This is a genomic window from Streptomyces filipinensis (assembly GCF_014649495.1).
GTDB lineage: Bacteria > Actinomycetota > Actinomycetes > Streptomycetales > Streptomycetaceae > Streptomyces > Streptomyces filipinensis.
Window position 1 is genome coordinate 1 of the sequence record NZ_BMTD01000001.1, and the last position, 12,035, is coordinate 12,035.

9 protein-coding genes are annotated in these 12,035 nt (G+C 72.6%); 4 read left to right on the forward strand and 5 right to left on the reverse strand.

Annotated features, from left to right (window positions below; genetic code table 11):
- Positions 1 to 150: 150 nt before the first annotated feature.
- Genes IE244_RS00005 through IE244_RS00025 form a run of 5 tightly spaced genes read right to left on the reverse strand, consistent with a single transcriptional unit; the run spans position 151 to position 5,773 of the window.
- Positions 151 to 1,461 carry a DUF58 domain-containing protein gene (locus IE244_RS00005; RefSeq protein ID WP_191870546.1) on the reverse strand — a complete coding sequence of 437 codons (1,311 nt, stop codon included), beginning with the start codon at positions 1,459 to 1,461 and terminating at the stop codon, positions 151 to 153.
- Positions 1,461 to 2,450 (reverse strand): AAA family ATPase, encoded by a 990-nt coding sequence (locus IE244_RS00010; RefSeq protein ID WP_191870547.1) that lies wholly within the window; start codon positions 2,448 to 2,450, stop codon positions 1,461 to 1,463. The genes IE244_RS00005 and IE244_RS00010 overlap by 1 nt, the downstream gene beginning before the upstream one ends.
- On the reverse strand, positions 2,450 to 3,646 hold the full coding sequence (locus tag IE244_RS00015; RefSeq protein WP_191870548.1) for a DUF4350 domain-containing protein: 1,197 nt from the start codon (positions 3,644 to 3,646) through the stop codon (positions 2,450 to 2,452). The genes IE244_RS00010 and IE244_RS00015 overlap by 1 nt, the downstream gene beginning before the upstream one ends.
- The gene (locus IE244_RS00020; RefSeq protein ID WP_191870549.1) at positions 3,643 to 4,422 is read right to left on the reverse strand and encodes a DUF4129 domain-containing protein; all 780 of its coding nucleotides are present in this window, start codon (positions 4,420 to 4,422) and stop codon (positions 3,643 to 3,645) included. Before IE244_RS00020 ends, IE244_RS00015 begins: the two co-directional genes overlap by 4 nt.
- Before the next feature lie 4 nt (positions 4,423 to 4,426).
- Positions 4,427 to 5,773, reverse strand: coding sequence for a DUF7847 domain-containing protein (locus tag IE244_RS00025; RefSeq protein ID WP_191870550.1), 1,347 nt, complete (start codon positions 5,771 to 5,773; stop codon positions 4,427 to 4,429).
- Positions 5,774 to 5,913: 140 nt separating this feature from the next.
- Between IE244_RS00025 and mtnA the strand changes: the two genes are divergently transcribed.
- From mtnA to IE244_RS00045, 4 genes are all read left to right on the forward strand, one after another.
- The gene (mtnA, locus tag IE244_RS00030; RefSeq protein WP_191870551.1) at positions 5,914 to 7,056 is read left to right on the forward strand and encodes an S-methyl-5-thioribose-1-phosphate isomerase; all 1,143 of its coding nucleotides are present in this window, start codon (positions 5,914 to 5,916) and stop codon (positions 7,054 to 7,056) included.
- A gap of 274 nt (positions 7,057 to 7,330) precedes the next feature.
- Positions 7,331 to 8,020, forward strand: coding sequence for a two-component system response regulator MtrA (mtrA, locus tag IE244_RS00035; RefSeq protein WP_191870552.1), 690 nt, complete (start codon positions 7,331 to 7,333; stop codon positions 8,018 to 8,020).
- 1 nt (position 8,021) lies between these two features.
- Positions 8,022 to 10,124, forward strand: a complete 2,103-nt coding sequence (gene mtrB / locus IE244_RS00040) for an MtrAB system histidine kinase MtrB (RefSeq protein WP_191870553.1) — start codon at positions 8,022 to 8,024, stop codon at positions 10,122 to 10,124.
- Positions 10,114 to 11,949, forward strand: a complete 1,836-nt coding sequence (locus tag IE244_RS00045) for an LpqB family beta-propeller domain-containing protein (RefSeq protein ID WP_229853889.1) — start codon at positions 10,114 to 10,116, stop codon at positions 11,947 to 11,949. Before mtrB ends, IE244_RS00045 begins: the two co-directional genes overlap by 11 nt.
- The last annotated feature ends 86 nt before the right edge of the window (positions 11,950 to 12,035 follow it).

The window sequence follows — 12,035 nt, forward strand, 5'->3', positions numbered from 1 at the left end:
CAGCGCCGATGGTACTGCAGGGGGGACCCTGTGGGAGAGTAGGACGCCGCCGAACAATTTTTGAGAAAGGCCCACGCCATCTGGCGTGGGCCTTTCTGCGTTTACGGCACGCATTCCCCGGAGGGCGGCGGAGCCGAAACAGATCAGAGATCAGAGCCGACCCGCCGCCTTCAGAGCCAGATACGCGTCCGCCAGTGCCGGCGCCAGATCCTCCGGTGTCGCGTCGACGACGGTCACCCCATGCCGTCGTAGCTGCTCGGCAGTGCGCTGGCGCTCGCTCTGGGCCTGAGCCGCTGCCGCGGCCTCGTACACCGCTTGCGTGGTTCCTCGGGCCTCGGCCATGCGAGCGATGTGTGGATCCGCCACCGAGGCGACCAGAAGCGTGTGCCGCTGGGTGAGCTGAGGCAGTACGGGCAGCAGGCCCTCTTCCACCGGGGCCGCGTCGAGCGTCGTGAGCAGCACGATCAGAGAGCGGCGAGGAGCGGTTCGCAGGGCAGCCGCGGTGAGTCCGCGAGCGTCGGTCTCGACCAGCTCCGGTTCCAGCGCGGCCATCGCGTTGACCAGGCCCGGCAGCACGTCACCCGCCGAGCGGCCCTGGACAAGGGCCCGTACCCGGCGGTCGTACGCCAGCAGGGCCACGCGGTCGCCGGCCCGGGAGGCCAGTGCCGCGAGGAGAAGTGCCGCGTCCATGGAGGCGTCGAGGCGTGGTGCGTCACCCACGCGGCCGGCCGAGGTGCGGCCGGTGTCCAGGACGAGCAGGATGTGCCGGTCGCGTTCGGGGCGCCAGGTGCGGACGGCGACAGCGGACTGGCGGGCGGTGGCTCGCCAGTCGATCGAACGGGTGTCGTCGCCGGGGACGTACTCGCGCAGGCTGTCGAACTCCGTTCCCTCACCGCGTGTCAGCACGCTGGTGCGGCCGTCGAGTTCCCGCAGTCGGGCGAGTTTCGACGGGAGATGCTTTCGGCTGGTGAACGGGGGCAGGACGCGTACCGACCACGGCAGCTTGTGGGCGCCTTGGCGGGAGAACAGGCCGAGGGGGCCGTACGAGCGGATCGTCACGCGGTCGGCGTGGCGGTCGCCGCGGCGGGTCGGGCGCAGTCGGGTGGTGACGCGTCTGCGTTCGCCCGGGGGGACGGTCAGACGGTGGCGGGAGGCCTCTGTCTCGGTGCCCGGCTGCCAGCTGCTGGGAGGCCAGGCGTCCCGCAGCTGTGCCCGCAGGGGGCGGCGGGACGGGTTGGTGACCGTGAGCGTGACGTCGGCGGTCTCGCCCAGACGGGTGGAGGTGTCCCCGGATCGGGACAGGACGAGCCGTCGTACCGGGGCGGCGAGCGCGTAGTCGCAGACGCAGGCGAGGGCCAGCGGGCCGTTGACCGCGAGGATTCCGGTCCAGCCGGGTTCCAGGATGCCGATGGGAATCGAGCCGAGGGCCGCGAGGAGGGCGGCGCGTCCGGTGAGTGCCATCAGCGGAGGACCGGGACGTGGGCGAGGATGGCGTTGATGACGGAGTCCGCCGTCACGCCTTCCATCTCCGCCTCCGGGCGCAGTTGGACGCGGTGGCGCAGGGTGGGCAGGGCGAGGGCTTTGACGTCGTCGGGGATGACGTAGTCGCGGCCCGTCAGCCAGGCCCAGGCGCGTGAGGTGGCCAGAAGGGCGGTGGCACCGCGCGGGGAGACGCCGAGCGTGAGGGAGGGCGACTCGCGGGTGGCGCGGCAGATGTCCACGACGTAGGCGGTGATCTCGGGAGACACGGTCGTCTTCGCGACGGCGGCGCGGGCCGCTTCCAGGTCGGCGGGTCCGGCGACGGGGCGTACGCCGGCGGCGCGCAGGTCGCGCGGGTTGAAGCCGGCGGCATGGCGGGTCAGCACGTCGATCTCGTCCTGCCGGGACGGCAGAGGGATCGTCAGTTTGACCAGGAAGCGGTCCAGTTGGGCTTCCGGGAGGGGGTAGGTGCCTTCGTACTCGACCGGGTTCTGGGTCGCCGCGACGAGGAACGGTTCCGGGAGCGGGCGCGGGGTGCCGTCGACCGTGACCTGGCGCTCCTCCATGGCTTCCAGGAGGGAGGACTGGGTCTTGGGCGGGGTGCGGTTGATCTCGTCGGCGAGGAGGAGGTTGGTGAAGACCGGGCCTTCCTGGAAGGAGAACGCGGCGGTGCGGGTGTCGTAGACGAGGGAGCCGGTGACGTCGCTCGGCATGAGGTCCGGGGTGAACTGGACACGCTTGGTGTCGAGTTCGAGTGCGGATGCCAGGGCGCGGACGAGCAGGGTTTTGGCGACTCCGGGGACTCCTTCGAGGAGGACGTGTCCGCGGCACAGGAGGGCGACGACGAGGCCGGTCACGGCGGGGTCCTGGCCGACCACGGCTTTGGCGATCTCGGCGCGCAGGGCTTCCAGGGATGCGCGGGCGGTGGCCGCGTCCCCGGTGGTCCCGGCGTTGTCAGTGGTCGGGTCCATCATGAACGGCGTACCTCTCTTTCGAGGGCGTCGAGTTGGTCGGTCAGTGCGATGAGGGCCGCGTCGTCGCCGGGCGGCGGTCCGAAGAACAGGGAGTGCAGGGCCTGTCCGTCGCCGGAGAGGTGGGCGGACAGGGCGGGGAGCAGGGCCTCGGGCGTGTGCGCCTGGGTGACGGGGACGCCGACGAGGGGGGCGAGGCGGGTGCGGGCGGTGGAGCGAAGAGCGGCGGCTGCGCGGTCGCGGGCGTTGGCTTTGCGGTAGAGGCGGGCACGGCCTTCGGCGGTCTCGGAGGCGCGGATCGCGACGGGGAGCTTTTCGGGCACGAGGGGGCCGAAGCGGCGTGCCCGCCAGAAGGCGGCGAGGACCGCTGCGACGAACAGTTGCAGGGTGCCCCAGAGCCAGCCCGAGGGGAGCAGGTCGAGGAAGTCCTTCCGGTCGCCGGTGTCGGTGGCCGCGGCGTCGGAGAGCGAGGGGAGGTACCAGACCAGATGGGGGCGGGAGCCGAGGAGTTGGAGGGCCAGCGAGGCGTTGCCCTGCTGGTCGAGGCGGTCGTTGTAGAGGATGTCGGGTGCGCCGAGCACGACGGTGTCGCCGTGCCCGGATGCCGCGGGGGTGCGCAGCAGGGTGGCGAGGCGCGCGCTGAAGTAGCAGGAGTCGGCGTCGAGACGGCTGGTGGTGTAGCGGATCCCGCCGGTGTCGGCGCTGCCCGCGCGCCGGGCTTCGGGCAGGCCGCAGTCGGGGGCGAGTGTGGTGCCGGCGCTGGTGGCCGGGTCCGCGGTCACTCCCGGGGCCAGTCGTTGTACGGACGAGCTTCCGGCCGCGACGAGGACGGTGCGCCCGCCGGATGCCGCAGTGGCCGTGTGCAGTCGGGTCTGTTGTCGGCTCGTCAGCAGGTCGGGCACCGCGACCAGAAGCGTGGTGTCCGGCCCGGCGGCGGAGCGTGCCGCGTCGAGCGTGGTGACCACCCGTGTGGAAACGCCCCGGTCGGACAGGAGTTGGGCGATGGCGTGGCTGCCGTAGGGGTCGGCGGAGCGCGGGTCCAGCTCTCCGTGCCGGGCGGTGGAGCGTACGGCCGCCATGGCGACGGCCGCCGCCAGGATCAGCACGACGGCGAGCGTGATGCCTCGTGTGCGCGTCCACACCTGGCGGGCGGTGGGCGCGGTGGAGGTCGTCGGCAGTGTGGCCCGGGCGGTCACTCGGCGGTCCCCTGGTGGGTGCTGTGGGCCGCGCTGGTGGTGCTGTGGGTGAGGGCGGGCCTGGTGCGTTGCAGGTCGCGGTCGAGTTCGGCGATGCGGCGGTACGACTGCTCGGTCGCCTTGCGTCCGCCGTATGTCACGTCGTCGAAGTCGCGGGCCGCGGTGCGCAGCCGGTCCGTGTGCGCGGGGAGCGTCCGGCCGGCCTCGGCCGCTGCTTCGTCGGCGGTGCGGCCGGGGCGGTCGTCGAGCAGGGTGCGCTCCTCCAGGGAGCGGACGATGGCCCGCATGCGTTCCTGGACGGCCTGGTTCCAGTGTCCCTGGGCCGCGTGTGCCTCGCTGGCCGCGCGGTGTTCGGCGGCGCTGCGGGGGCGGTCGTCGAACAGGACGGTGGCGGAGGAGGGCTGTCGGCGCGGGGTGCCGAGGCGCCACCACAGGGCGGCCAGGACGGCGACGACGAACAGGACCACGACGACCAGGCCGACGGTGCCGCCGGGTGTCGCCGAGGCGGCCGAGCTGAACAGCCGGTCGAGCCAGTCCCAGAACGCGTTCAGCGCGCGCTGGAGCAGTCCGGGGTCGTTCTCGTGGTACATCCGCTTGGACAGCTCGCGGCGGGCCGCCTCCCGCGCGGGATCGCGGGGAGTGGTCAGGGGCGGCTCGTCTCCCGAGCCGTCTGCTGCGCGCAGGGCGGTGTCCGCGGCGCGCAGCAGACCTCGTACGACCGCTTCGCGGGCGCCGGACGAGGCCGCCGCCGTGAGCGCTCCCCCCGTGAGACTCACCGCATCAGCTCCCGGGGACGGGACCGGGGGTGCCGGTGCCGGGGGTCTGGACACCGGCGGCGCGGGCCAGTTCGAGGTCGAGGGCCTCCCGGCGGATGCGCTGGTCGATGTAGAGCAGCACGGTGACGCCCGCGCTGATCGGCAGGGTGAGTGTGCTGCCGATCAGGGCGCCGACGCCCTGGATGATCAGCGACATCCAGCTGGGGTGTCCGCCGCCGGTGCCGAGCAGGTCGTTGATGCCGTCGCCGCTCACGGCGGCTCCGATGACGGTGAAGGGGATGGAGACGAGCGCCTGGACGATCCTGACGATGAGCCCGGTGAGGAGCAGGATGCCGAACGTGCGCCACCAGGAGCCGCGCACCAGCTTCGCGGAGCGGCTCATGGCCTTGACGATGCTCTGCCGTTCCAGCATCAGGGCGGGCGTGGCCAGGCAGAAGCGGATCACCAGCCATGTCGCGAGGACGCCGGCTCCGAGGAGGCCCAGGGCCAGCAGGCCCGCTCCCGCGGCGGCGCTGCCGCCGGCGAGCACGACGAGGATGCCGGGCAGCACCCCGGCGGCCATCACGCCGACGACGATCAGTCCCAGCAGGAGGATCAGGCCGAACAGCCTCGGGAGTTGCGGGCGGGCGTCGCGCCAGGCCTCGGCGATGTTGACGGGCCTGCCGAGGACCGCGCGGCTGGTGATGGTGGTGAGCAGGGCGGTTGCGATGATCACGGCGACCGCGGCGATCACGGCGACGACACCGGTGCCGATCATGATGTCGGGCAGAGCGCGGTAGACGTCCTCGGGGTTGGCGTCGCGGCTGCCGAGCTGTACCTGGGCGAGGGCGTTGTTCAGGACGTAACCCTGTACGACGACGAGGGTGGTTGTCGTGAACAGAGCGACCGCGAGGGAGACTCCGAGCACCGTGCGCCAGTAGGTGCGCATGGTGGAGACGGCGCCGTCGAGGATCTCGCCGACGCCGAGCGGGCGCAGCGGGATGACGCCGGGCTTGGCGGCGGGCGGGGGACCGCCCCAGCCACCGCCCCAGGCTGCGTAGCCGCCGTGGCCGGGGGGCGGGCCCGCGTAGCCGCCGGGGCCGGGGCCCGTGGGCGGTCGGCCGCCCCAGCCCGGGCCGGGCGGCGGGGGCTGGTTAGGGCTGGGGGCACCGGTGGGCGCGGACCACTGGCCGGGTGGCGGCTGCTCCTTGGTCCACTTCACGCCGGGGCCCTGCGCGTTGGCGTCCGGCTGCGGCGCGGGGGCGGTGTCGCCGGGGCGGTCGGCAGGTTCGGCGGGGTCGGACGCGCCGGGTTCCCGCCCCTCGGACGACGGGGCGGATCCGGGCGAGGCCCAGCCCGGAGTGTCTGTCATCGAAGCTCCTTCTCGGTGCCCGTCCGCGGTCGCGGCGGCAGGTTGGCAGCCATCGTGCCATGGGGTGGTCGCCGGGGGACCGGCCACGGTGGGGGCCGGATCCCTTCAATTGTCCGCCGGATCCGGGGCAGACTGACCGCATGGCTGATCAGCAGGCGCGAACCGACTGGGACAAGCGGCCGACCGAGATACCTGTGATCCGATGGGAGGAACCACCCGAAGGCCCTGTGCTGGTCCTTCTCGATCAGACGCGGCTGCCGGCCGAGGAGGTCGAGCTGGTGTGCACGGACGCGCCGGCGCTGGTGGAGGCGATCCGTTCGCTCGCCGTGCGCGGGGCGCCGCTGCTGGGCATCGCGGGCGCGTACGGTGTCGCGCTCGCCGCCGCGCGCGGCTTCGACGTGGCGGAGGCGGCAGGGGCGCTGGAGGGCGCACGGCCCACCGCGGTGAACCTGTCCGCCGGCGTGCGCCGGGCCTGGGCCGCGCACCAGGCAGCGCTGGTGAAGACCGGCGATCCGACCGCGGCGGCCACCGCCGCGCTCGCCGCCGCGCGGGCGCTGCACCGGGAGGACGCCGAGGCCAGCAGGCGGATGGCGGCTCACGGTCTGGCGCTTCTGGACGAGTTGCTGCCCGGGGGCGGGCACCGGGTTCTCACCCACTGCAACTCCGGTTCGCTGGTGTCGGGCGGCGAGGGCACGGCCTTCGCGGTGGCTCTGGCGGCGCACCGCGAGGGGCGGCTGCGGCGGCTGTGGGTGGACGAAACGCGTCCGTTGCTGCAAGGCGCTCGCCTGACGGCATACGAGGCGGCCCGCACCGGCATGGCGTACACCTTGCTCACCGACAACGCGGCGGGTTCGCTGTTCGCGGCGGGTGAGGTGGACGCGGTTCTGATCGGGGCGGACCGGATCGCGGCCGACGGCTCGGTGGCGAACAAGGTGGGGAGCTATCCGCTCGCGGTGCTGGCGCGGTACCACCATGTGCCGTTCATCGTGGTGGCGCCTGTCACGACGGTCGATCCGGACACTCCCGACGGTGCGTCCATCGAGGTCGAGCAGCGAGCCGGGTTCGAAGTGACCGAGGTCACAGCGCCTCAGGTGTCGGCGACAGGAGCGGGAGGCGGGATTCCGGTGGCGCCCCTGGGGACCCAGGCGTACAACCCGGCGTTCGACGTGACGCCGCCCGAGCTGGTGACGGCCATCGTCACCGAGGAGGGAGCCGTTTCACCCGTGACGGCCGAGGCTCTTGCGGAGCTGTGTGCCAGGTCGCGCCAGGTGGCGACGAGCTGATCGGACGAGGTCGCGCCGATCGTCGGCAACGGCCCCTGCGCCTGCGGTGATCGGCAGGCCTGCCGCGTGACTCACCAGGTCCGTCTCGTCCGTCCCGTGCCTGTACGAGGGTGATGGCGACCGGCGGACCCTGGTCACCGGCTGAGCGGCGTCAAGCCGGCGTCCGTGACATCGACGTCGGCGGGCAGGGGCAGACAGTGACGGTCCGGTACGACTAAGGTCACCGGCCAGTGACCTCCCTCACCAGGGCACCTGTCGCTGTTATGAGAATGGGATGATGTCGTTTATGAAGGGACGAGTCCTTGTCGTCGACGACGACACCGCACTGGCCGAGATGCTCGGGATCGTGCTGCGTGGTGAAGGTTTTGAGCCGTCTTTCGTAGCCGACGGCGACAAGGCGCTGGCCGCTTTCCGGGAGACCAAGCCGGATCTGGTGCTGCTGGACCTGATGCTGCCCGGACGGGACGGCATCGAGGTGTGCCGGCTGATCCGGGCGGAGTCCGGGGTGCCGATCGTGATGCTCACGGCGAAGAGCGACACCGTCGACGTGGTCGTGGGCCTGGAGTCGGGCGCCGACGACTACATCGTCAAGCCGTTCAAGCCGAAGGAGCTGGTCGCCCGGATCCGGGCGCGGCTGCGGCGGTCGGAGGAGCCGGCGCCGGAGCAGCTGACCATCGGTGACCTGGTCATCGACGTGGCCGGGCACTCCGTGAAGCGGGACGGGCAGTCGATCGCGCTGACCCCGCTGGAGTTCGACCTGCTGGTCGCGCTCGCCCGCAAGCCGTGGCAGGTGTTCACGCGTGAGGTGCTGCTCGAACAGGTGTGGGGTTACCGGCACGCGGCCGACACGCGGCTCGTCAACGTGCACGTCCAGCGGCTGCGCTCCAAGGTCGAGAAGGACCCGGAGCGGCCGGAGATCGTGGTGACCGTCCGTGGTGTCGGTTACAAGGCCGGACCGAGCTGACATGTCCGGGGACAGCGCCGCTTCGGCTCCCGGCCGGTCCGGGGCCCGTCCGGGGCGGCCTGTCGGCCGGACGGCTGGTGCGCGGCTGAGGAATCTCTTCGAGGGCGGGCTGCTGGAGGGCGGGGTCCAGGGCAGCCCGGTCATCAGGCTGTTCCTGCGCTGGGTGCGCCGACCGCTGCTGCCGGTGATGCGGCTGTGGCGGCGCAACATCCAGCTGCGGGTCGTCGCCACGACGCTGGTGATGTCGCTGGGCGTCGTCCTGCTGCTCGGCTTCGTCGTGATCGGGCAGGTGCGCAACGGCCTGCTCGACGCGAAGGTGAAGGCCTCGCAGAGCCAGGCCACGGGCGGTTTCGCGGTGGCCAAGCAGAAGGCGGACGAGGCGGCCAGTGGCGCCGGTACCGGTGCGGCCGCAGGGGCCGGCACCGCCGACGGCACGGCGACCGTGGACGGCCGGCAGTCGCAGAACGTCATCCAGTGGATGAGTGACCTCGTGGAGTCGCTGTCCAGCGGCGGCGCGGGCGCCTTCGACGTCGTCACGCTGCCGGTCGGCGACGACAGCGGCGGCGGTCGCAGCCCGCGCGGTTCCGGGAACGTCAACCCGACCTCCAGCGTGCCCGCCGACCTGCGCGAGCGGGTCAACAACGGGATGACCGCCGCCCAGAGCTACACCCAGATCGTGTACTCCAACGACAAGGACCCGCAGCCGGCGCTGGTCATCGGCAAGCAGGTCAACGACCCCAACGGGCGGCCGTACGAGCTGTACTACCTCTTCCCGCTCACGCAGGAGGAGAAGTCCCTGAGCCTGGTCAAGGGCACGCTGGCCACCGCCGGGCTGTTCGTCGTCGTGCTGCTCGGTGCCATCGCCTGGCTGGTGGTGCGGCAGGTCGTCACGCCGGTGCGGATGGCGGCCGGGATCGCCGAGCGGCTGTCCGCCGGGCGGCTGCAGGAGCGGATGAAGGTCACCGGCGAGGACGACATCGCGCGCCTGGGCGAGGCCTTCAACAAGATGGCGCAGAACCTCCAGGTGAAGATCCAGCAGCTGGAGGACCTGTCCCGGATGCAGCGCCGGTTCGTCTCGGACGTGTCGCACGAGCTGCGCACCCCGCTGACGACCGTGCGTATGGCCGCCGACGTCATCCACGAGGCGCGCGAGGACTTCGACCCGGTGACCGCGCGGTCGGCCGAGCTGCTCGCCGACCAGCTGGACCGGTTCGAGTCACTGCTCGCGGACCTGCTGGAGATCAGCCGCTTCGACGCGGGCGCGGCGGCGCTGGAGGCCGAGCCGATAGACCTCAGGGAGGTCGTCCGGCGTGTGGTCAGCGGCGCCGAGCCGCTCGCCGAGCGCAAGGGAACGCACCTACGCGTGATCGGCGATCAGCAGCCCGTCGTCGCCGAGGCCGACGCCCGCCGTGTGGAGCGCGTGCTGCGCAACCTCGTGGTCAACGCCGTCGAGCACGGCGAAGGCCGGGACGTGGTCGTCAAGCTCGCCGCGGCGGGCGGCGCGGTCGCCGTCGCGGTGCGCGACTACGGCGTGGGGCTCAAGCCGGGCGAGGCGACGCGTGTCTTCAGCCGCTTCTGGCGTGCGGACCCGGCACGCGCGCGTACCACCGGCGGTACGGGCCTCGGGCTGTCGATCGCCCTGGAGGACGCACGGCTGCACGGCGGCTGGCTGCAGGCCTGGGGTGAGCCGGGCGGCGGCTCCCAGTTCCGGCTGACGCTGCCCCGGACCGCGGACGAGCCGCTGCGGGGTTCCCCGATACCGCTGGAGCCCAAGGACTCGCGCCGCAACCGCGGTCTCGACGAGGCCGGTCTGCCCGGCGGGGGCGAGGAGAAGCGGGCGACCGTACCGGTCCAGCAGGGTGGCGTCCAGGCGCCCGCGCTGCCGCCGCGCGCCCCGATCGCGCCGCGGTCGGTCACCGCGGACCCGGCCGCGCTGCCCGGCAACGGCAACGGCGCGCGCGTTGTGCCCCGGCCCACCGGTGGCACGCAGCGTACGGACGACAAGCCCGTCACACCTCCGGCACCCGAAGCGGGCGCCACCCGGCCGGATGCGGCCCAAGCGGAGGACTCGACCGAGCCAGGGGAGGCATTTCGTGGGCGCTGACCGCAAGGGGGGCGCCCGGCCCGGGTCGGGACGCGCGGTGGCGTACGCCGCCCTGGGGGCCGTACTGCTGGCCGGGTGCGCCTCGATGCCCGACAGCGGGGATCTGCGGAATGTGGAGTCCACACCGCGGCAGGACACCCGCGTCCGGGTGTTCGCCATGCCGCCCGCCGAGGGAGCCGGTCCCGCCGAGATCATGCAGGGCTTCCTGGAGGCGCTGACCAGCGACGACCCGGACTACGACACGGCACGCAAGTATCTGGCGTCGGACGCGGCGAGCCACTGGCGGCCGGAGCAGTCGACCACGGTCCTCGCCAACGGGCCGAGCATCGAGCCGGACTGCCGGGCGGGCGGCGGTACGGAGCCGAGCAGCAGCGTCACCTGCGTGCTGGCGGGCAGCCGGGTCGCGACCGTGGACGCGCAGCTGGCGTACCAGCCGGCCGGCGGGGCCTTCCGTAAGAAGGTCCACCTCACGCGGAACCCCAAGAACGGGCAGTGGCGCATCGACGGGCTGCCCAACGGTGTCGTCATGGGCAAGTCGGACTTCCAGCGCAACTACACGGCCGTCGACAAGTACTACTTCGCCTCCGACGCGGCGGTCGGGGCGGCGGGACAGCCGGTGGCGGTCGCCGACCCGGTGTTCGTGCGCAGCAAGGTGGATCCGATGACGCAGATGGTCCGCTCGCTGATCGGCGGTCCCACCCGTTGGCTCAGGCCGGTCGTCCGATCCAGCTTCCCTACCGGTACGACACTGCAGAAGGACGCATCGGGGCTGGCACCGGACGACCAGAACAAGCTGACCGTGCCGCTGAACCTCAAGGCGTCCCAGGTCACGGGGCCCAAGTGCACCGAGATGGCGACGCAGGTGCTGTTCACGTTGCGGAACCTGGCGCCGACGCTGGAGTCGGTGGAGCTGCAGGGCGTCGGCGGGCACCGGCTGTGCGACCTGAGCGAGGAGCGCGCCGAGTCCCTCGCCTGGCGGGGATCGGCCAAGAGCCCGGAGAACCTGTACTTCCTCGACGGCAAGCACCGGCTGGTGCGGATACCGACGGGGAGCACCGGCACCAGCGCCGTCCCGGTGCCGGGTCCGCTGGGTGAGGGGGACAAGGCGCTTGAGTCGGTGGCGGTGTCGCGGGACGAGCACACGGCGGCGGGCGTCGGTGACCAGGGCAGGTCGCTGTACGTGACGTCGCTGGCGTCGGGCGGCTCGCTCGGGGACGCCGTGGTGACCAGCCAGGGCCCGACCCCCGCCGACCGGCTGACGACACCGAGCTGGGACGCCCGCGGCGACCTGTGGGTGGCCGACCGGGACCCGGACCATCGGCGGCTGTACGTCATGGAGCAGGGTGCCGCCAAACCGCGGGAGGTCGCGGTTCCGGACCTGTCCGGCCAGATCAAGGACGCGCGGGTCGCCGCCGACGGCGTGCGGATCGCGCTCGTGGTGGAGAAGGACGGCAAGCAGTCCCTGCTCATCGGACGGATCCAGCGCGACGACGGGACCGGACAGGGCACCTCGGTGGTGGAACTGCGTTCGGCGGCTCCCGACCTGGAGCAGGTCAGCGCCCTGTCGTGGGCCGGGGACAGCAGGCTGCTGGTCGTCGGCCGGGAGCAGGGCGGCGTGCTGCAGATGCGGTACGTCCAGGTCGACGGCGCCACGCTCGACGGCCCGGCGCCCGGTGCGCTGCCCGGGGTGCGGGCGATCGCCGCGTCCGAGGACGAGCGGGTGCCGCTGGTGGCCTACTCGGACGACGGGATCGTGCGGCTGCCGTCCGGAGCGCAGTGGCAGAAGGTGGACAAGGACGGGTCGGCACCGGTCTATCCGGGCTGAGCGTGGTGCTGCGCCCCGCCTGTTCCCCCATGTGGGTGATGGGCGGTGCGCGGGACCCGGGGTTGTCCACAGGCGGTTTTCCACAG

Coding starts and splice junctions, on each gene's coding strand:
- IE244_RS00005 (WP_191870546.1), bottom strand. CDS start 1,461: ATGGCACTCACCGGACGCGCCGCCCTCCTCGCGGCCCTCGGCTCGATT.
- IE244_RS00010 (WP_191870547.1), bottom strand. CDS start 2,450: ATGGACCCGACCACTGACAACGCCGGGACCACCGGGGACGCGGCCACC.
- IE244_RS00025 (WP_191870550.1), bottom strand. CDS start 5,773: ATGACAGACACTCCGGGCTGGGCCTCGCCCGGATCCGCCCCGTCGTCC.
- mtnA (WP_191870551.1), top strand. CDS start 5,914: ATGGCTGATCAGCAGGCGCGAACCGACTGGGACAAGCGGCCGACCGAG.
- mtrA (WP_191870552.1), top strand. CDS start 7,331: ATGATGTCGTTTATGAAGGGACGAGTCCTTGTCGTCGACGACGACACC.
- mtrB (WP_191870553.1), top strand. CDS start 8,022: ATGTCCGGGGACAGCGCCGCTTCGGCTCCCGGCCGGTCCGGGGCCCGT.